This window comes from Planococcus beijingensis (assembly GCF_016820615.1).
GTDB lineage: Bacteria > Bacillota > Bacilli > Bacillales_A > Planococcaceae > Planococcus > Planococcus notacanthi.
On record NZ_JADHDZ010000008.1, the window covers coordinates 37,887 to 59,218 of the forward strand.

General features: G+C 44.9%; 17 protein-coding genes and 1 other annotated feature. Of the genes, 6 read left to right on the forward strand and 11 right to left on the reverse strand.

What is annotated here, in order from left to right; translation table 11 throughout:
* Window positions 1-97 precede the first annotated feature (97 nt).
* On the forward strand, window positions 98-700 hold the full coding sequence (rpsD, locus tag IRE19_RS16230; protein WP_191716712.1) for a 30S ribosomal protein S4: 603 nt from the start codon (window positions 98-100) through the stop codon (window positions 698-700).
* A gap of 277 nt (window positions 701-977) precedes the next feature.
* Here the strand turns inward: rpsD and IRE19_RS16235 are convergent, their stop codons facing one another.
* Window positions 978-1,820, reverse strand: a complete 843-nt coding sequence (locus tag IRE19_RS16235) for an STAS domain-containing protein (protein WP_203341201.1) — start codon at window positions 1,818-1,820, stop codon at window positions 978-980.
* A 316-nt stretch (window positions 1,821-2,136) separates the two neighbouring features.
* Here IRE19_RS16235 and IRE19_RS16240 point away from each other — a divergent pair, with 316 nt between their 5' ends.
* Window positions 2,137-2,943: a cobalamin-binding protein gene (locus IRE19_RS16240; protein ID WP_203341202.1), complete on the forward strand. Its 807-nt coding sequence runs from the start codon at window positions 2,137-2,139 to the stop codon at window positions 2,941-2,943.
* Window positions 2,944-3,027: 84 nt separating this feature from the next.
* Here IRE19_RS16240 and IRE19_RS16245 read toward each other — a convergent pair whose 3' ends face one another.
* A complete protein-coding gene (locus IRE19_RS16245) occupies window positions 3,028-3,615 on the reverse strand; it encodes a general stress protein (protein WP_203341203.1) in 588 nt (195 codons plus the stop codon).
* Window positions 3,616-3,761: 146 nt separating this feature from the next.
* Window positions 3,762-5,027 carry a tyrosine--tRNA ligase gene (gene tyrS, locus IRE19_RS16250; protein ID WP_203341204.1) on the reverse strand — a complete coding sequence of 422 codons (1,266 nt, stop codon included), beginning with the start codon at window positions 5,025-5,027 and terminating at the stop codon, window positions 3,762-3,764.
* Between the two features lie 75 nt (window positions 5,028-5,102).
* Window positions 5,103-5,291 (reverse strand) — a binding site (T-box leader).
* A gap of 105 nt (window positions 5,292-5,396) precedes the next feature.
* On the opposite strand from tyrS, the gene IRE19_RS16255 reads away from it, so the two are divergent.
* Window positions 5,397-8,384, forward strand: coding sequence for a transglycosylase domain-containing protein (locus IRE19_RS16255; protein ID WP_203341205.1), 2,988 nt, complete (start codon window positions 5,397-5,399; stop codon window positions 8,382-8,384).
* Window positions 8,385-8,476: 92 nt separating this feature from the next.
* Here IRE19_RS16255 and acsA read toward each other — a convergent pair whose 3' ends face one another.
* On the reverse strand, window positions 8,477-10,195 hold the full coding sequence (gene acsA / locus IRE19_RS16260) for an acetate--CoA ligase (protein WP_203341206.1): 1,719 nt from the start codon (window positions 10,193-10,195) through the stop codon (window positions 8,477-8,479).
* 168 nt (window positions 10,196-10,363) lie between these two features.
* Between acsA and IRE19_RS16265 the strand changes: the two genes are divergently transcribed.
* The 3 genes from IRE19_RS16265 to IRE19_RS16275 are packed head-to-tail and all read left to right on the forward strand — an operon-like array spanning window position 10,364 to window position 12,812.
* Entirely contained in the window at window positions 10,364-10,996 is a 633-nt protein-coding gene (locus IRE19_RS16265; RefSeq protein ID WP_191716705.1) for a GNAT family N-acetyltransferase, read from the forward strand.
* A 23-nt stretch (window positions 10,997-11,019) separates the two neighbouring features.
* The gene (locus tag IRE19_RS16270; RefSeq protein ID WP_203341207.1) at window positions 11,020-11,664 is read left to right on the forward strand and encodes an acetoin utilization AcuB family protein; all 645 of its coding nucleotides are present in this window, start codon (window positions 11,020-11,022) and stop codon (window positions 11,662-11,664) included.
* Entirely contained in the window at window positions 11,661-12,812 is a 1,152-nt protein-coding gene (locus tag IRE19_RS16275; RefSeq protein WP_203341252.1) for an acetoin utilization protein AcuC, read from the forward strand. Before IRE19_RS16270 ends, IRE19_RS16275 begins: the two co-directional genes overlap by 4 nt.
* Before the next feature lie 143 nt (window positions 12,813-12,955).
* On the opposite strand, the gene ccpA is transcribed toward IRE19_RS16275, so the two are convergent.
* The 7 genes from ccpA to IRE19_RS16310 form a co-directional block, all read right to left on the reverse strand.
* Window positions 12,956-13,954 (reverse strand): catabolite control protein A, encoded by a 999-nt coding sequence (gene ccpA / locus IRE19_RS16280; RefSeq protein WP_203341208.1) that lies wholly within the window; start codon window positions 13,952-13,954, stop codon window positions 12,956-12,958.
* A 100-nt stretch (window positions 13,955-14,054) separates the two neighbouring features.
* Complete coding sequence (locus IRE19_RS16285) at window positions 14,055-15,140, reverse strand: bifunctional 3-deoxy-7-phosphoheptulonate synthase/chorismate mutase (protein WP_203341209.1); 1,086 nt, start codon at window positions 15,138-15,140, stop codon at window positions 14,055-14,057.
* Between the two features lie 169 nt (window positions 15,141-15,309).
* A complete protein-coding gene (gene ytxJ / locus IRE19_RS16290) occupies window positions 15,310-15,639 on the reverse strand; it encodes a bacillithiol system redox-active protein YtxJ (protein ID WP_203341210.1) in 330 nt (109 codons plus the stop codon).
* Between the two features lie 16 nt (window positions 15,640-15,655).
* The gene (locus IRE19_RS16295; protein ID WP_203341211.1) at window positions 15,656-16,492 is read right to left on the reverse strand and encodes a YtxH domain-containing protein; all 837 of its coding nucleotides are present in this window, start codon (window positions 16,490-16,492) and stop codon (window positions 15,656-15,658) included.
* A 39-nt stretch (window positions 16,493-16,531) separates the two neighbouring features.
* A complete protein-coding gene (locus IRE19_RS16300) occupies window positions 16,532-17,023 on the reverse strand; it encodes a DUF948 domain-containing protein (protein ID WP_191716699.1) in 492 nt (163 codons plus the stop codon).
* A 135-nt stretch (window positions 17,024-17,158) separates the two neighbouring features.
* Complete coding sequence (gene murC / locus IRE19_RS16305; RefSeq protein ID WP_191716698.1) at window positions 17,159-18,472, reverse strand: UDP-N-acetylmuramate--L-alanine ligase; 1,314 nt, start codon at window positions 18,470-18,472, stop codon at window positions 17,159-17,161.
* 328 nt (window positions 18,473-18,800) lie between these two features.
* Window positions 18,801-21,332, reverse strand: coding sequence for a DNA translocase FtsK (locus IRE19_RS16310; protein WP_203341212.1), 2,532 nt, complete (start codon window positions 21,330-21,332; stop codon window positions 18,801-18,803).

Sequence of the window (21,332 nt, forward strand, 5' to 3'; positions counted from 1 at the left end):
TGCTGAGCGAAGGTACAAGAATATAAAATGGCTTGCAGCATGAATGCATCTGGTTTTTATTTTACTCTAAAAACCAAAAACAGAGGAGGAGACTTATATGTCTCGTTATACAGGTCCATCATGGAAACTGTCACGCCGTTTGGGAATTTCTCTTACAGGCACAGGTAAAGAATTAGAAAAACGCCCTTACGCACCAGGTCAACACGGTGCTAACCAACGCAGAAAAGTTTCTGAATACGGTTTGCAACTACAAGAAAAACAAAAACTACGCTTCATGTACGGAGTTAACGAACGTCAGTTCAAAACTTTGTTCAACAAAGCCGGCAAAATGCCTGGTAAGCACGGTGAAAACTTCATGATCCTTCTTGAAGCTCGCCTTGATAACGTAGTTTACCGTTTAGGTCTTGCGCGCACTCGTCGCCAAGCTCGCCAACTTGTAAACCACGGCCACATCCTTGTTGATGGCAAACGCGTTGACATTCCGTCATTCAGCGTGAAACCAGGACAAACAATTGCTTTCCGCGAAAAATCAAGCAACCTTGATGTAGTAAACGAAGCAATCGAAGTAAGCAACTTCGTTCCTGAATACGTAACTATCGATACTGATAGCAAAACAGGAACATTCGTACGCCTTCCAGAGCGCAGCGAATTGTCTGCTGAAATCAACGAACAATTGATCGTTGAGTACTACTCACGTTAAGGAAAAATTTTTCCTGATCAGAGTGATGAAAACCCTCAATTCCTTGTTAATTCAAGGATTTGGGGGTTTTTCTTTATGCTGATGAGACCTTTTAAACGCCGCCGCTTGAAATTTTAGGATTCTGTAAACAAACTCCGATTGTCTGCAAACAACTATGGCAATTCCGCAAATAAACCCTTCGATTCCGCAAACAACCATCCCGTTTCTGCAAACAATCAGCCAGACCGCATAAAAAAATCCCCGAGACCTCTACAGGACACAGGGATTTCGTACTTTATTAAACTAAATGAACTCTATTTTGTTTCAAAGCTTGTGCGAGCGTGTTATAAACTTCAATGTCGATAAATTTAATGCCTAATTGTACAGCAGTTTGTGCGATGACCGGACTAATACCCGACAATGCGACTTGGACGCCGATGATTTCAAGGCCTTTGATCAATTGGAAAACCTGCTGGGCAACCATCGTATCGATGAGCGGCACGCCGGACAAATCGATGAACAGTTTTTCCAAGTTGTGCTTGGAACTTTGCGCCAGTGCTTTTTCAAACATGATTTCTGCACGATGAGGAGTGATTTCACCAATCAATGGCAGCATGCCTGTCTTTTTAGCCAGCAGAATGACGGGGGCACTCATTTCTACAATCATCTGCTGCTGGGAGTTCATCCGCTTTTCAGCAGCTTTCGAATTTTTATCCGTAAATTCCACAATCACTTTACTGATGGTTTGAACGACGGCCGTGGTCCAATCCATCAGTGTTTCGTGGCTGATTTCTTCTTTATGGGCTAAGGCATAAGCACCGATTTCTTCCAGGTATTGTTGCTGAGTACGGAAAAACTCTCCGATGACTTCCACAATCGGCGTATCAAGATGAGCTTCATCTTTGGCGATTGTTTCGATCCAATCCTGAAAATCTGACATAAAATCATGTTCCCCCTGCTGGAACATGGCACAAAAACGAAGATGAAATTCGTGGTTCTGCTCTTTCAGCAAGGTCACTTTATCCGGATCATTTGTCCCGTACACTCCTGCTTTATTTTTATCCAAGGAGTCATACCAGTCTTCTGTCATTTTCCAGGTTCGTGCGCTTAAGTACTCAAACAAGTCTTGGTCTTTCAACATTTACCAGCTATTGCGACGGCTGCATGATTGGATATCCTGCAAATCCGAACAATAGCCTCACCCCACTCTCGCTTATAATTTCAATTCAATAAATCCCAATCAGACGGTCCTTCAATTGTTTACCTTCCTATGCTTACCCAAATAAGCGGAAATTGAATCCTTCTTCACCTGACTGTAAGTCGACAATCAAGTTAATTGGCCAGAATCCATCAGTTGTATCTCTTAACCATCATACTTGGTTTTGCCCATTTCAACAATTCAGAACAAAAAAATTTCGATAGCATGGTAAACTAATAAAAAATGGAGGTGGAGCTGGATGCGAATTATTTCAATTTGCCCGAGCAATACAGAATTATTGGCATTTTTAAATGCGGAACATTTATTGGTCGGCATTGATGATTATTCAGATTGGCCAAAAGAAATTACGGCATTGCCTCGGCTTGGGCCAGATTTATCAATCCGTATGGATGAACTCGAAGCCTTAAAGCCCGACTTGGTTCTGGCTTCGCTGAGCGTGCCCGGAATGGAAAAGAATGTTGACGAACTGGTCCGGCGAAAGATACCGCATCTCGTACTGGATCCTCAAACGCTGGAAGAAATCGGGCAGGACCTGTTAAAAGTGGCCGATGCCTGTGGAATCGATGCCACCACTGTCCACTCTGAATACTTATCGGTTATCGAAGACATCAAAAAACGCGGCGAAAAAGCGACAGCTCGGCCATCCCTCTATTGGGAATGGTGGCCAAAACCCGTTTTCACGCCAGGGAACATCAACTGGCTGAACGAGATCAGCCGCCTAACAGGCGCCCGCAACGTTTTCGATGATATCGATTCAGCCAATGTCCAAACCGATTGGAATGATGTATTCAACCGTCAGCCTGATTATATATTGCTTGCTTGGGTCGGCATCCTGACTGCCAAAGTCAAACCGGAACTCGTCAAAAAACGCCCGGGATGGAATGAAATGAAAGCCATCGACCACATTCACGTTATGGAAGAAGAACTATATTGCCGCCCTTCTCCTCGATTGATTGAAGGAGCTATCCGCCTGGGGAAACTGATTCATCCCGAAGAGTTTTCCGACATGGAACTCCCCCGCTTCATTAAAGAAAAACAGGTCTAGATGCCAGGTGCAACGTTTTTCCCATCACTCGGCAAACAAAAAAAGCCATCCAACAGGACGGCTTTTTCCAATTTAGAATCATCTTTACAATCCAGCTTGGCCACGGCGGTTGCCGCGCAGCGGGTCATTGTCCAACTCGCTTTGATCGCCTCTTATGGTTGTTGTCTTTTCATTCCCGATCAGCGGATCCCGTTCACCGATAAAAGTGTCACGGTCATTGCGGTCCGGAATCGTACTGTCGTTTTCTTCGACCAGCACCAAAATTTTTCCTTCATTAAAATGCGTTTCGTACATTTCTGCTTCTTCGTCCGGGATTCCAAGTCCGATCAGGGCACCTGCAAGGCCCCCTACACCGGCACCTGCTGCTGCACCGGTTAAGCCTGCCGCTATCGGACCGGCTGCTACGATCGGACCAATCCCTGGAATCGCCAAGGCGCCGATTCCAGCCAGCACGCCGCCAAGGCCACCAAGAGCGCCACCCGTTACCGCCCCGGCAGCCGCCCCTTCTCCAGCATGCGTCCCTGTCTCTTCTGTGATAGTTTCCGTTTCCTTTTTATCTTTACTCAATACGGAGATATCTTCACTGCGATACCCTTGGCGTTGCAAATCTTCAATTGCCCTAATGGCTTCGTTTTCCGTTTCGTATGATCCAACTACTCTTGACATTTCCATCGCCTCCCAGAAGTTTTAGTAAAGTCAATCGTCGTTCATTCTTTATGTTACCCGCTGTTATTCGGCCTAAACGTCCATCATCCACTTTCTGCTTAAACGCCAAAAGGACAGCCGGAAATTTCCCCGCTGCCCTTTTTACTTCGCGCTTATTGAAACTGGACCATATGGTATTTCTTTTTGCCCCGGCGGATGATGGCAAATGCATCTTCCAGTCGGTCTTTTTCATCAACTACGTAATCCAGATCGACAACTTTTTCACCGTTTATCGAAATCGCGCCATTCGTAACATCTTCGCGTGCCTGTCTTTTCGATGACGAAATGCCGGCTTCAACGATCAAGTCGACAATGGATTTGCTTTCTTTCGGCATTTCCACTGAGGGTACGTCTTTAAAGGCAGCTTTCATTTCTTCTGCTGACAAGGCCTTCAAGTCTCCGCTGAACAAAGCTTTCGTGATGCGCTGTGCATCAGCAAGCGCTTCTTCGCCGTGAATCAGTTTAGTCATTTCTTCCGCCAAAGTTTTTTGTGCTTTACGCAGATGCGCTTCAGTTTCCACTGCAACTTCCAACGCCTCAATTTCTTCACGGCTGATGAACGTGAAAATCTTCAAGTATGTGATGACATCCGCATCTGCTGCGTTGATCCAGAACTGGTAAAACTCATAAGGCGTCGTCTTTTTCGGGTCTAACCAGACCGCGCCGCCAGCTGATTTACCGAATTTGGTGCCATCCGCTTTTGTTACAAGCGGAATGGTGATGCCGAATGCTTTTGCTTCTTCGTCATGCGTTTTGCGGATCATTTCAAGGCCCGAAGTGATATTCCCCCACTGGTCGGATCCACCGATTTGGATGCGGCAATTATGTTCGTTGTATAAATGGTTAAAGTCGATTGCCTGTATCAGAGTATAAGAAAACTCCGTAAAGGAGATGCCCGTTTCCAAGCGGGAGGCAACAGAATCTTTAGCGAGCATGTAGTTGACCGAAATCAATTTTCCGTAATCGCGCAGGAATTCGATGACGCTCATCTTGCCGACCCAGTCCCGGTTATTGACCATTTTCGCCCCGTTTTCGGATTGGAAATCAAAAATCTGTTCCATCTGCACTTTGATGCCTTCCACGTTGCGGTCGATCTGTTCAGTTGTCTGCAGCTGACGCTCTTCATTCCGCCCTGAAGGGTCTCCAATCATTCCTGTCGCTCCGCCAACCAATAAGATCGGCTGATGGCCATGCATTTGAAAACGGCGCAGCGTCAATAAGGGAACAATGTGCCCGATATGCATGCTGTCTGCCGTCGGATCCACTCCACAGTACAAGGAAATTTTCTGTTCATCCAATAAATTCGCCATACCTTCTTCATCGGTCTGCTGGTACAGCAAACCACGCCATTGTAAGTCTTGAATCAATTCGTTCGCCATTGCAATTCCTCCTCAAAATTTTAAAGCGATGAGAAATGTAAAACCACATAAAAAAGCCCCTGCATGATTGATTCATGCAGGGACGCAATTGCGCGGTACCACCCAGCTTGGAGAAAAGATTCTCCCTCTCATCATGTGCCGAACGGGGCACTTCCGTAAACTCCAGGCCTGTAATTCGAATCATATGTTTTGACCGGTTTGCACCACCCACCGGCTCTCTAAACAAAATCACATGCTCTACTTCGGACCCTTCAACGTTTAAAATATCAAATATACTAGTAGTTTACTTTATTATATGGCATTGTCAATAAGTTTAGGTGCAATTATGAGAATATGATATAATATAATGGATTTTAGGAGGGCGATAATGTGCGTGATAAAATAAAATATTGGACGAATAAAGCCGAGGAAACAACCGATAGATGGGCTTCAACCAAATGGTTTAAGCGACTGAGCATTACGTCAGGAGTCATATGGAATCTGGCATTGATTCTGGCGATTGTCCTGGTTACCGGCGGAGTCTTCGCAGCGTCTGTTGGAGCCGGCTATTTTGCTTCGCTGGTGGATGAAGAGAAACTGCGGACCCCGGATGAAATGAAGGGCGAAATCTACAGTTTCGAAGAAACATCAGAACTGTATTTCGACAATGATGTATACCTTGGAAAGCTACAGACAGATTTGGAGCGTGAAGTCACGACTCTGGATAAAGTGTCAACCTACGCCAAAGATGCCGTTCTCGCTACTGAAGATGAATACTTTCTCGAGCATGAAGGAATCGTGCCAAAAGCGATTCTCCGAGGCCTGTTCCAGGATGTATCAAATTCAGACAGCCAGACAGGCGGTTCAACGCTGACACAGCAGTTGATCAAAAATCAGATTTTGACCAATGAAGTTTCCTATGAGCGAAAAGCGAAAGAAATCCTTTTGGCTATGCGCCTGGAAAAATTCATGACGAAAAACGAGATTATGGAAGCATACTTGAATATCATTCCTTATGGCAGAATTTCTTCTGGTGCCCATATTGCCGGTATTGAAACGGCAGCAAAAGGGATATTCAATGTGCCGGCGAGTGATCTGAACCTTCCACAAGCGGCATTCATTGCCGGCATTCCAAAAGCTCCATATAGCTATACACCTTACTTTGAAGGTGGAAAACTAAAAGATGAAGCTGGATTGCAGCCTGGTCTTGACCGGATGAAAACGGTGCTTTACAGAATGAAAGAGACTGAATACATTACCCAGCAGGAATACGATGAAGCCATCGCTTACGATATCGTATCCGATTTCCGCCAGAACGAATCGCGATCTTATTCCGAGTTCCCCTTCGTTACAGTGGAAATTGAAAAACGGGCTTCCCGCATTCTTATGGATGTTTTAGCTGAAAAAGACGGCATTGATCCTGCCACACTTACAGAAAACGATAAGCTTTACGAAGAGTATGCAATTCTTGCAGACCGGGCAGTCCGTTCAAACGGCTACCGGATTCATTCGACCATTGACAAAGATCTTTATCTGGCACAGGAAGAAGCTCAAAAGTCCTATCCATCATACGGCACAACCGTCGGAGGTAAAGGAACAAACGATGAAGGAGAAGTTGTTGATAAACAATTCCCAGTTCAAGTCGGCAGCATCATGATTGAAAATGCCACTGGACGTATCCTTAGTTTCGTCGGTGGACGTGATCATGATATCGAAAACCTGAACCATGCCACTTCTGCTTATCGCTCTATGGGCTCTACTGTAAAGCCATTATTAGTTTACGGTCCTGCTATCGAATTGGGACAGATTGGTGCCGGCTCACCGTTGGTCGATGTGAAATTCGAACATATGGACGGCAGTACAATGTGGAGACCTGCAAACTTTATTGCTACAAGTGAACAGGGGATTATGCCGGCACGCGATGCATTGGCGCAATCCCAAAACTTACCCACTCTTCGTTTATTTGCTCAAATTCAACAGCAAATGCCGATCCAGTACATGATGAACGCTGGATTTACGCGTGTTGAAAAAGCGGAAAACGATAACTACTCTTCTGCCCTTGGCGGAGGAATTGAAGCATCTGTAGAAGAAATCACCAATGGATATGCAATGGTCGGAAACAATGGCCAATATGTTCAAACGACGATGATCGACAAAATCGAAGACGCTGAAGGCAATGTCATCTACGAACATAAAGTGGAGCCGGCAGAAGTATTCACGCCTCCAACTGCTTACGTGTTGACGGATATGTTGCGCGATGTCTTCAAGACCGATCGCGGAACAGCGAAACGGGCAAATGGTTTATTGAAATTCAATGCCGATTTCGCTGGTAAAACAGGAACAACCCAGAGCACAAAAGACGTGTGGTTGGTCGGCTATAACCCGAATATAACCATGGGCGTCTGGCTCGGCTATGATTCTGAAAAATTCACTTTGTCACAGTTTGAAAACCGCGATTTGCCGGCTTCTCTGCGTGTCAATCAATTGTGGGCGCGTTTGATGAATGCCAGTTATGATGTCAAGCCAGAACTGGTCGGTACAGCCGAGAAGTTCAAACAGCCCGAAGGCGTCGTGACGAAGTCATTCTGCGGAATCTCCGGACTTGCTCCAGGCGGCGCCTGCCAAGAAGCGGGACTTGTCCGTTCTGATTTATTCAATGCCAAAGCAATGGTTCCAACAGAAAAAGACGATAGCTTAACCAGTGGTTCATTTACTTCGATCAATGGAAAACGCTATGCTGCCTTATCAAGCACGCCAAGTGAATTTGTTTCTGGCGGAGGCATCGGCGTGTCGCAGAAATACATCGACCGCATGATGGCACCGTTCGGCGGAGACGCCAGCAAGCTGTTCCCTGGCAATTCGAAGTTTTCTTCTGTTGTTTCAGGCGCTGCATTCAAAGCTGACGGCGCAGCTCCTGCAGGCGTCAAAGCGGCCATCAATGGCAATACGATTACTTGGACCGATTCTCCTTCCAATGACGTGGTAGGATATCGTGTCTACAAAGGCGGTTCCCGTGTGGCCTCAATTTCTGAAGCGAAAGGAAATTCCTATTCTGCTTCAGGAGCCGGAAGTTATACAGTAGTGGCCGTAGATATTACAGGCAAGCAATCGGCAGCTTCAAGCAGTGTCAGCATAGCGGCACCGAAGCCGAAGCCGAAACCTGAACCGAAGCCAGAACCGAAACCAACACCGCCGCCGGAAGAAAAAGAACCGGAAGCGGAAGAAGAAGCACCTGCTGAAGAGGAAGTTGAAACACCTCCTGCTGAAGAAGAGGAAGAAGCTCCTCCGGAAGAAGAACCTGAAGAGCCTGTTGAAGAAGAGCCTGCTCCAGACGAACCGGAAGAACCCGAAGAGCCTGCTGAAGACGACGCGGCTTAACAAAAATAAACCCCGATTCGCCTGAGTAGCGAATCGGGGTTTTATTTCTTAAAAAAGAAGCCGTTCACGTGAACGGCTTCTTTTTCTGTGCATTAATCTTCCATTGTAGATAAATCGCCTGTCGGCAAATCCAGCTCCCAAGCTTTCAAGACACGGCGCATAATCTTACCGCTTCGCGTTTTTGGAAGTTTATCCTTAAACTCGATTTCACGTGGCGCTGCATGCGCAGCCAAGCCTTTTTTGACGAATTGGCGGATATCCTCTATTAATTCTTCCGATGGTTCATAACCGTCAACCAGAGCGACAAACGCCTTGATAATTTCACCACGTACCGGATCTGGTTTGCCGATTACACCGGCTTCGGCAATTGCTGGATGTTCCAACAGTTTGCTTTCCACTTCAAACGGGCCGACGCGTTCACCTGAAGTCATGATGACATCATCCACTCGTCCCTGGAACCAGAAATAGCCTTCTTCGTCCATATAAGCCGAATCTCCTGAAACATACCATTTGTCTTTCAGGAAATAGGATTCGTATTTCGCTGGGTTGTTCCAAATTTGGCGCATCATAGCCGGCCAGCCTTTTTCAATGGCCAGGTTGCCCATTTGATTCGGCGGCACTTCATTCCCCTGGTCATCTACAATCGCAACTTTGAGGCCTGGCACCGGTTTGCCCATCGACCCCGGCTTGATAGCCATAGATGGATAGTTACAGATGGTCTGCGCACCCGTTTCCGTCATCCACCATGTATCGTGGATACGTTTATCGAATACTTGAGCTCCCCATCTCACTACTTCAGGGTTTAATGGTTCGCCCACCGATAATACATGGCGCAGTGTCGATAAATCATACTCTTTCACTAAAGCGTCCCCCGCTCCCATCAGCATACGGAAGGCAGTCGGCGCGCTATACCAGATGGTTACGCCAAAATCCTCAATCGCTTTGTACCAGCCATCCGGCGAGAAACGTCCCCCTAAAATGACTGTCGTAACACCGTTGAGCCAAGGTGAAAACACCCCATATGCCGTTCCTGTCACCCAGCCTGGATCCGCTGTACACCAATAGATATCGGTTTCAGTGAAATCCAAGACCCATTTGCCGGTCTGGTATTGCTGCACCATTGCATACTGGGCATGCAAAACACCTTTCGGCTTGCCTGTGGAACCCGATGTATAATGAAGAACCAAACCATCTTCTTTGTCCAGCCACTCAATTTCAAATTTATCGGAACTGGTTGGCAAGTGCTTCAGTACATCGATGTGCCCCTCGTGTTCAGCGACGTCTTCTCCCACCAGGAAAACCGTCTCCAATTTCGGCAAACGGTCATACGGTACACGGCTCAACAGCTCCGGTGTCGTAATGATCGATTTGGCATCACTGTCATCCAACCGGTCATAAATCGCACCTTCCATAAATGCTTCAAATAACGGTCCGACAATCAGACCCATTTTCAACGCGCCAAACATCAGAAAATACAATTCTGGAGAACGTGGCATGAAAATAAAGATCCGATCCCCTTTTTCCAATGTTGAATTTTCCTTCAATAAATTGGCCGCACGGTTTGTCATGCGCTTCATCTGATAGAATGTATACGACTCATTTCTATTCTGATCCTTGTAGTACAGAGCCACTTTGTTTTTTCGGTCGGAATCGGCATGGCGATCAATCGCTTCATGAGCCATATTTACTTTTCCGCTTTCATACCAACTGAATTCCTTCTCGACTTCAGTCCAATCGAAATTCTCAGCTATCTCTTCATAGTTATGTAATTGATGCACCCCTGCTCTTGCTGGTAACGCTTCCACTTTCATCCTGATCACCCTTTCAGATTGATTACCTTATATTCTACAACATTGTCACAATTGAATGCTAATTATTTTAACTTTTTAGAAAATATAGCTTATTTCGCCAGCTTTTTTCCATATCTTCCATCAGTTCATGTATAATGTAGCTAATTGTATCCTACAGGCGGTGAAAAGATGGAACATAAAAAAACGTATAACTCCACGGAGCTGGAAACCAAACATGGTCTTTTGACCATCGAAGGCCCTCTTCCTGGAAAAGAATTAAATGAACTCGAGTTTCATGAAGACCTGGTCGCTTTCAGGCCACCTGCCCAACAGCATAAGGCCATTGTAGAAATTGCTGACTTGCCGGAAGGCCGAATTCTTATTGCCCGCGAAAACAATACCATTGTCGGTTATGTCACATTCCTTTATCCTGATCCTTTGGAACGATGGTCCGAAGGAAAAATGGACAACCTGATCGAGCTCGGTGCAATTGAAGTCATCCCCAAATACCGGGGCAGCGGCGTCGGAAAATCATTATTGAAAATCTCGATGATGGATGACGCTTTTGAAGATTTCATTGTCATTACCACTGAGTATTACTGGCATTGGGATTTGAAAGGAACCGGCTTAAATGTCTGGGAATACCGCAAAATCATGGAGAAAATGATGCAAGCCGGCGGGTTGGAATATTATGCCACGGATGATCCTGAAATCAGCTCACATCCGGCCAATTGCTTGATGGCAAAAATCGGCAGCCGTGTCGACAATGAATCGATCCAAAAATTCGATCAGCTGCGGTTTATGAATCGTTATATGTACTGATTTATTACTGAAGGGGTGTTCATATGCTAGTGGAAGAAATTATGAAAACCGATGTTTTTACATTGAGTTCTGATCAAACGGTCCAGGACGTCATGGACTTATTTAAGGAAAAACGCATTCGGCATGCACCGATTGTCGATGACGGAAAAGTGGTCGGGATCGTAACCGATCGGGATCTTAAAGATGCTGTCCCATCCAGATTCACCGTAGCTCCTAAAGGTGAACCCTATAAAAAGAAAGTGGCAGAAATCATGACGCCCAATCCCGTCACTACCCACCCGCTCGACTTTGTCGAAGAAGTGGCGATGATTTTCTATGAATATAAAATCGGCTGCATTCCGGTCGTCAGCAACGATGAGCTTGTCGGTTTCCTGACTGAGACGGATCTTTTGTATACCTTCATCGAGCTGACAGGTGCCCATCAGCCCGGCTCCCAAATTGAAGTCCGTGTGGAAAACCGTTCTGGAATCCTGTATGAGGTGTCCAAAGTTTTCCATGAGCAGAACGTTAATGTGCTGAGTGTACTCGTTTACCCCGACAGAGAAAACAACAGCAATAAAATTCTTGTTTTCCGCGTCCAGACGATGAATCCACTTGCCATTATCAGCGACCTAAAAAAAGAAGGATTCGATGTCCTATGGCCAAGCATACCGCAAGTGAACGAATGAAACATGCTGTATTCATCTTTTCAGAAGATCAATTGGGGTATAAATTTTCTGAAACACATCCATTCAACCAGAAAAGACTTGTATTGACGATTGATTTATTAAAAAAAATGAATGCGCTTCCAGATGAATTGGTTGTCCCTGCACGCATCGCCACTGACGAAGAACTGCTGCTTGCCCACGATGAGCGGTATATCGACATCGTCAAGAAAGCAAGCCGTGGAGAAATCACGACAGAAGCCGGCGAAAGCTACGGCATCGGCACGGAAGATACACCGATATTCGAAAACATGCATGAAGCCAGTGCCCGTCTGGTCGGTGGAACCTTAACGGCTGTCGATTACGTCATGGAAGGAAAAGCGCAGCATGCGTTGAACTTAGGCGGCGGGCTTCACCATGGCTTCAGAGGCAAAGCTTCCGGGTTTTGCATCTATAACGACAGCTCAGTTGCCATCAACTACTTGAAAAGCAAGTACAATGCGCGCGTCATGTATATTGATACCGATGCCCATCACGGCGATGGCGTTCAATGGAGTTTTTATGACGATCCCGATGTTTGTACGGTTTCCATCCATGAAACTGGCCGCTACCTCTTTCCAGGAACCGGAAACATCAATGAACGCGGCAGTGGCCAAGGATATGGAACTTCTTTCAATTTTCCGATCGATGCATTCACCGAAGATGAATCTTTTCTCGAAATTTACCGTACGTCCATGAAAGAAATCATTGAATTCTTTAAGCCAGATGTCATTTTGACACAGAATGGAGCAGACGCCCATTATTTGGACCCTCTGACGCATTTATACGGTACTATGAATATTTACAAGGAAATACCCAAGATTGCTCATGAACTCGCTCATGAGTACTGTGATGGCCGCTGGATAGCTGTTGGCGGCGGTGGATATGATATTTGGCGCGTAGTTCCGAGAGCTTGGTCGTTAATTTGGATGGAAATGAACAATTTTTCCATTCCAACAGGCAAGTTGCCGGTTTCTTGGATGGAGAAATGGCAGCCGGAATCCCCTGTGAAATTGATCGACACTTGGGAAGATCCTCCGAATATGTATAAAGCCATTCCACGGAAAGCCGAAATCACTGACAAGAATCAGCAAATGTTGAATAAAGCACTGTATATGATCCGCAATAAATAAGGGTAAGCATAGCAAAAAAAAGAGCCGCCGGAGAAATTCCGTCGACTCTTTTTTGTTGATGTGATAAGAAAGCCTGTCTGGATTTGCAATCCGGACAGGCTTTTCTAAATTCTACTTGATCACTCTTATTGCATCTATAGCGGCTATTCTTGCTTCGTCGATTGTCTTTCTTCGATGCGGTATGGAAGAATGACCTGCTTTTCTTCAATTTCCTCATCGTTCATGTACTTCGTCAGCAAACGCATTGAAACTGCTCCAATATCATAGAGCGGGAAAGCGACAGATGTCAGTGTCGGACGAGCCATGCGCGCCAGCTTTGAATTTTCATAGCTGATAACTTCTGCATCTTCCGGTATTTTTTTCCCTAGCTCTCCCAATCCGTGGAGAACACCGATCGACATTTCGTCATTGCTGACAAAATAAGCAGTAGGCTCAAAAGCAGCCAACGTTTTTGCTGCTTCGATGCCTTCATCATAGGTGTTGTTGCATTCCACAACCAAGTTCTCATCAAACTCAATGCCTGCGTCTGTCAATGCTTCTCGATAAGCTTTCAATTTATAGGCTTTATTGATTCTTGAAGTGAACGGCCCCGATACAAAAGCAATTTTTTTATGGCCATTGTCGATAAATTTCTTAACCACTTCATAAGCAGCACCATAATAATCGATATTAACCGAAGCAATTGCTGCCGATTCATCTATCGAACCTGCCAAAACGATTGGCGTAGGAGAACGTTGCATTTCATAAAGAAGTTCAGATGAGATTACATCGCTCATAAAGACGATGCCATCAACTTGTTTACCCAGCATGGTTTCCAATAACTGAAGTTCCTTATTTTCGTTCTGATCTGAATTGGATAAAATGATGTTGTAACGGTACATCGTAGCGATATCTTCAATTCCACGGGCTAATTCAGCATACATGCTATTGGAAATATCGGGTATGATGACGCCGACCGTCGTTGTTTTTTTGCTTGCAAGTCCACGAGCAACGGCATTTGGACGATAGCCCAATTCTTCTATTACTTTCAATACTTTCTTTCTTGTGGCAGGTTTTACGTTTTGATTGGCATTTACTACACGTGACACAGTAGCCATGGAAACGTTTGCCTCACGTGCCACATCGTATATCGTAACGGTCATTGTGCGCCCTCCTTTTCCAGTCTTTCTCTAATCATACGACAAATTCTTCAACAATATCAACTAAAAAAAGAAAAGCCGGAGTTTATCCGACTTTTCAGTGTCACACTTTCATTTCATATTGTTTCATGAACTTCATCAACGCATCGTAGTACTCATCGAATTGACCCAAATCCATTTGTTGTTGAGCATCTGATAAGGCTACTGCCGGATCCGGATGAACTTCAGCCATAACGCCATCTGCACCAATTGCGATTGCAGCTTTAGCTGCTGGCAACAACAAGTCACGGCGGCCGGTTGAATGCGTTACGTCAACAAATACCGGAAGGTGCGTTTCTTGTTTCAAGATTGGCACTGCTGAAATATCCAAGGTGTTGCGTGTCGCTTTTTCATATGTGCGGATACCGCGTTCACATAAAATGATGTTTTCATTTCCTGAAGCGATGATGTATTCAGCCGCATTGATGAATTCTTCGATAGTCGCTGACATTCCGCGTTTCAGTAGAACCGGTTTGTTGATCGCCCCGACAGCTTTCAGCAATTCGAAGTTCTGCATATTGCGGGCGCCGACTTGAACTACGTCTACGTAGTCAAGAGCAGCTTCTAAATGGGAAGGTGTGACGATTTCAGATACGACAGCCAAGTTATACTGATCGGCTGCATTTTTCAGCATCTTCAATCCTTCTAAACCAAGACCCTGGAAATCGTAAGGCGATGTACGTGGCTTGTAAGCTCCACCGCGAATCATCTTCAATCCTTTAGCTCCGATGGCTTCAGCAACTTTCGATACTTGATCTTGGGATTCAACTGCACATGGGCCAAAGATGAAAGAAGGCTCACCAGCACCGACTTGTTCGCCGTTGATTGTAATAACAGTATCTTCAGCTTTCTTTTTGCGTGAAACGAGTAATGCTTTGCGTGTATCTTCTTCTTGCATGTTTAAGGCAGATTTGAAGATTTCCTTAAAAATATGATCAACGGTCTTCTGTTCTAATGGACCGTCATTATTATCTTTCAGCAAGTTCAACATGTGGCGTTCCCGCAACGGATCGTAGCGGTCAACTCCTTGTTTTTCTTTCAATTTTCCGATGTCTTGAATTACGGAAGCTCTCTCGTTGATCAGAGACAGAATTTGCAGGTTGACTGCATCCACTTTTTCTCTTAGCTGTTCTAAATCTAAATTACTCATTCTATAACTTCCCCTTTCGCGAATAACCTTTATCAGGTGACTCATATTAACATGATAGGACTATTATAAGCAAACTATTCGGTAAAGTCACGAAATTTATTTTAGCGATTCAACGCGCTAAAGTATTTCGAACATGAAAAAGCCGAAGCACCAAGGCTTCGGCTAATTTCTAAGCAATAAATTCTTGCATAGATTCTCTTTTAATATTGTTGTGGGAAGCGTGCCAATCAACTTTTTGACTCGTAAAATGGAACAATTGTGGCGACTCATGCTTAACTCCCGTTATCTCTTCAATCGCTTGAGAGAATTCCCGGTCTTCTTGCACCACTAGATACAAAAAGACTTGGTGCGGGTGTAATGAGCAATATTCGTTATACTCATTCCACGCTTTAGCAGATACCGGGCATGTACTGCTATGTTTAAAAAGCCAGTAATGCTGGTTATTCCCAACAGCTTGCTTTAAACTGTCCAGACTGTTTACATGCACTAAGTTTTCCATCTAAACCGCTCCCAGATTAATTCTTTTTATTGTAGTTGTTGCTCGATGAATTATTGGATGATTTGTTGTTGCTGTTGTTGCTGTTGTTGCTGTTAGAGTTTGTTGATTTATTCGTGTTGCTGGTATTTGACGATTTATTGCTGTTGTTGTTGCTGCTGGTCGTATTTGGACCTGCGCTTGAATTCGCAGTGTTGCTGTTTGTGCTGCTGCCAGTGTTGCCGGCTATTGACGACGAACTTGAACCCGATTTTTTTTCTTCTTTCACTTCTTCAACTGCTTCTTTTAAAGCGTTAGCAGTAGAAGTGAACGCATCGGATCCTTTTTTGTCCGCTGACTGGCTTGCACTGTTTTGGACAGTCGAATGGATGTTGATAGACTCTTCGCCTTCAGATGAAGCTGTGCCATCGTCCATTGGTGACGTTCCGCCTTTCATGTTTTTCACTTTATCAACAACTTTAGTTGATTGTTCTTTTAATTGTTGAGCAAAACCAGCAGAATCATCGTTAGAATCCGATTGCTGAGCTGCTTTTTCTTTCAATGTAGTGGCTTGATTTTTTAAATCAGCCTGGAATTCTTTGCCCGATTTTGGAGCTAGGAATAGAGCAGCTGCAGCTCCGACGATTCCGCCGACTAAAATACCGACTAGGAAACTCGAGCCTCCGCCTGATTCTTCATAATCATATAAGTCGTCATAACGGTTAGAAGCGCCGTACGACTGCGGCACATAATCACTTTGCTGATAGTTGCGGCCGCTGTTCTGGTTGTATTGACCGCCTTGAGTGTAGTAATCCTTGTTATACTGTGAATCGTTATAGTTGTTAGATTGGGTAAAATTATCTTTGTTTTTGCTCATTGATATTCCCTCCAATTAGTATTAGTGGTAAAAGCAGTTTTAGTATTGTTCGTTATGCGGTAATTTCTTTTGGCCTGGTACTGGTTCATAAGTAGAGTTTGCACGAGCTTCATAAATTTTACGCTCATTCCATTTGTCGCGGATGCCCATAAAGACATTGCCCCATTGGACAACTTGTGCGATCTTGTCTTCGTTCTGTTCTACTTGCACACCAACGCGTGACGTGATGTGGCGGACAGTAGAGTTCAAATCAGTAACAGAGTTGCCGACGCCTTTAACTGCATCAACTACACCATTCAATTTTTCTGATTTTACTTGAATGTCTTCAGCTAGTTCATTTGTCTTATGCAGCAGATTGGTTGTTTCCAACGTTACCCCCTGCAATTGATTTTCAAGACCAGCTACGGTGCCTGAAACTTCTTTTAAAGTGTTTTTCAGCGAATTTAATGTCATTGCCAACGCTACGCATAGAATTAAGAATCCAACAGCGGCGACGATCGCGGCAATGTAAAGCAAGATTTGCCAATCCATCCTGTTTCCTCCTTTTAACGAATTTATGTTATATCCCTTTTCTACCCTTGATAAGTTTGGGTTAAACACGGACTCTATTATTATTCGACAAAAACACTTGTATTCCTGCATAAAAAAAACAGTTTAACCCGAAAGTTAAACCGTTTCTCCTGTATTCAATACATTTTCAAAAGCTTCCTGGAATTTGGTGACATCTCCAGCGCCCATAAACAAATAGACAGCATTGCTATGCTCTGTTAACGACGCAACTTCATCCAGTTGCAGCAGGCGGCTGCCTTCAATCTTTTCAGCCAAATCCTGAATCTTCAATGTGCCCGCTTTTTCCCGGGCAGAACCGAAAATATCACATAGATATACATGATCTGCTTCAAGCAGACAATCCGCAAATTCCTGCAGGAAAGTCTGAGTCCGTGTGAATGTATGCGGCTGGAATATCGCGATAAGCTCACGCTCCGGATATTTTTGGCGAGCTGATTGCAAGGTCGCACGAATTTCTGTTGGATGATGAGCGTAATCATCTATTAAAATCCGATCACCGATTGCCGTTTGTGTAAAACGCCGCTTAACGCCTTCAAAATCTTCAAATTGCTGCTGAATGATATCAGCTGGAATATTTTCATAATGGCAAAGCGAAATAACTGCCAATGCATTCAAAATAGCATGGTCCCCGAACATTGGTATTGTGAACGTATGATAAAATTCATTGCGGATGACTACATCAAAAGTTGTTCCGGCAGTGGTTTTTTCCACATTTCTAGCCTGGAAATCATTTTCTTCACCAAATCCGTAATAGACCACTGGAACCGGTGCTTGAATACGCTGTAAGTATTCATCGTCCCCACATGCAATAATGCATTTCTTCACTTGCTGAGCCATCTCTTCAAAAGCTTTGAAGACGTCATCTACGCCAGTGAAGTAATCCGGATGATCATAATCGATATTCGTCATGATTGCGTAATCAGGGTGGTAAGCAAGAAAATGCCGACGATATTCGCAAGCTTCCGCCACGAAGAAATGAGAGTTTTCTTGGCCAACCCCTGTTCCGTCACCAATTAAATAAGATACAGGTTTGTAACCAGCTAAAACATGAGCCATTAAACCTGTCGTCGAAGTTTTTCCATGGGCTCCTGTAATGGCCACTGAAACGTATTGCTTCATCAAGTCGCCTAAAAACTGGTGATAGCGAATGATGGTCGCCCCTAATTCCCGCGCTTTAACCAGTTCAGGATGGTCATCCCCAAAGGCATTGCCTGCAATGATTGTCATGTTTTTTTCTATATTGCTTGCATCAAACGGCAAAATGGTGATGCCTCTTTCACGAAGGCGGTCTTCCGTGAAGAAATGCTGTTCGATATCAGAGCCTTGAACTTTTTCGCCCATATCATGCATGATTTGTGCAAGCGGACTCATACCGGAACCTTTGATACCGGTAAAATGTAAAACTGTCATAAATGAACCTCCTGTGGAAGTTGAAAATTAGTCTATAGAAATGCATTGCATCGTCTATAGCTGATGATGATTAGTGAGTATTTAATTGATAGGAATTGCATCATTTTTTTGATCACTTGCCTTTAAATCTTCCTACTGCGACCTGTCAGCTTCCTCTGCGCAATAAGCGAAGTCCGACTTTCCATGATAGCATCATAAACACAATATAGTATTATACCACAAATTTGCTATCTCACGAAATGAGCCAGTATTCTTACTATTACACCAATTGACAAAGCAGGAGACAGCCTATTGGCTATTGCCTGCCCGCTTCGCCAATCCGGCTATTTTATGAATGAAAAACTTCTTCGATATCAGATTCAGTGATCAGAACCGATCGGGCTTTGCTGCCGTTCTGTTCGGAAATAAAGCCGTGTTGTTCTATCAAATCCATTAATCTTGCTGCACGGTTATAACCGATATGGAACTTTCGTTGAAGAAGTGAAGTAGAAGCACTGCCCTGTAGCATGATAAAACGGCATGCTTCTTCAAATAAATCATCCTGTTCAGCAGGAGACTCACTCCGCTTGATCAGTTCCTCTTCTTTGAAGAAGTATTCAGGTTTGCCTTGCAGCCGGACATGTTCAATGACTTTCTCAATCTCATCATCCGTAACAAATGTGCCCTGCAGGCGGCTTGGAGCGGACATTCCATTTCCTAGATACAACATGTCCCCTCTTCCGAGAAGGCGTTCTGCCCCTTGGGAATCAAGGATAGTTCTGCTGTCGACTTGTGAAGAAACCGAAAATGCAATGCGTGTCGGGATATTGGATTTAATCAGGCCCGTAATGACATCGACAGACGGCCGTTGCGTTGCGATCACCAAATGAATGCCACAGGCTCTTGCTTTCTGTGCGATCCGGCAAATCGAATCTTCAACATCCGAAGGAGACATCATCATTAGATCAGCCAACTCATCAATAACGATGAGAATATAAGGAAGATGTTGTGCATAATCTCCTTTTTCTTTTACCATTTTATTGTAGCGGCTGATGTCGCGCACTCCGCTGTGTGCGAAGAGTTGATAACGGCGTTCCATTTCTTCAACGGCCCATTTAAGTGAGGCCGTAGCCGCTTTGACATCCGTAATGACCGGGCTGACAAGATGCGGGATGTGGTTATACGGTGCCAGCTCAACCATTTTCGGATCAATCAGCAGCAGTTTCAAGTCTCTTGGCGATGACTTATACAGCAAACTGACCAATAGTGAATTAATGCAGACGGATTTACCAGATCCTGTTGCTCCGGCAATCAAACCATGCGGCATTTTGCGCAGATCCAATGTCACCGGCTTCCCTGTTAAATCCAATCCTAGTGCAGCTTCCAGTGGCGAATCCGATTCTTCGAATACTGCACTGCCGATTATTTCGGAAATGCGCACTGCACGGCTTGTTCGGTTCGGTATTTCGATGCCGATCGAACTCTTGCCTGGAATCGGAGCCTGGATTCGGATATCCCGTGCAGCCAGCGCCAGTTTTAAATCATCCGCTAAATTACGGATTTTGCTGACTTTCACTCCTTTGGCTACCTTCAGCTCAAATTGCGTGACAGCCGGCCCTTGGACAGTACTTAATATTTCAGCTTTGATCTGAAAATGCGATAACGCTTCGATCAAGCGCTCGCCTTGCTCTTCCATCCACTCTTCGTCTTTCCGGTCGTTTTCAGGTGCCATTAAATATTCGGGTAAAGGAAATTCATAGGCTTTTGACTCGGCTTCAGATACGGAGTTCAATGCATGGGAAGGCTGTTCAGCTAAATCTGCCGTTTTTTTTTCCGGTGATACGGCAGATCCCCCTGTTGTTTCCTCTACAGGTGCAGCAGGAGATGCCAATTTTGTTTTATTTTTTAGCAGGTCTTTGTCCGATTTAAGCATCAAAACATTAAAAGGCACTGTTTTTTCACGCTTAGGCGCTGGCACGGATTTCGGTTCCCGTACCTGATCTGTTTCCGGCTCTGCCATTGCTTCTGCTACATGTTCTGTAGTCGCTGCTGGTTCTATTGCAGGTTCCGGTACTTGTTCTGCCACTGTTTCCGGTACTTGCTCAGCTTCTGGTTCCGTTACAGGTTCAGGCTGCAATTCCGTTTCTGGCTCGGGCTGTGTTTCCAGCTCCTGCTCTACTTCAACTGCATCGTCTGGTTCAGTTGTTGACGGGTCGTTATGTATTAAGGTTTCAGTGGTTTCGGCCTCCGTCTCTACGTTTGACGGAGCTTGAGAAGTTTCGTGCACTACAGGTTCTGGATGTTCTGCTGTTTCACGAGCTGTTGTCTGCTCCGGCTCGTTCTCGAAAATCGGTGCAATCTCATGCTCAACTACAGGTCTTGGCTTATGCCAACCAGCTCTTGCTCTTGCTTGAATCGCTTCATCATGCAATTCACGGTTATATTTATTTTCTCTTTCTTCTGTCATCTTTTGTGTAGGTGCAGGGCGTGACGTATTATAGCCGTAAACCGATGAAACTGAACGGCTAGGTTCGAAACGGCGCGCAGTATTAACAGGCAGTTCGGTCGCTTTGCGTTTTGGTGCAGGGCGTACCGGGGCCTCTTTTGGTCCCATAATTGGCTTTTCTGTTGGAACGACCGATTCTTTTCGCAAAATCTCTCTTTCACGCTCATCAAAAATAGGCATTTTCGGGCGGATTTCTGTCCGTTTTACATCACGGATAAAATCTTCTTTTTCTTCATCTGGAATAAGCGGGAAACGAAAAGGCGCTTTTTCTTTTTTGGCAGTCGGGGCCGGTTCATATATAACCTCTTCTTCCGTTTCCTCAACATCATCTGCATCTGTGAACATGCGGTTCCATACGTTTTTAATCCAGCTCAT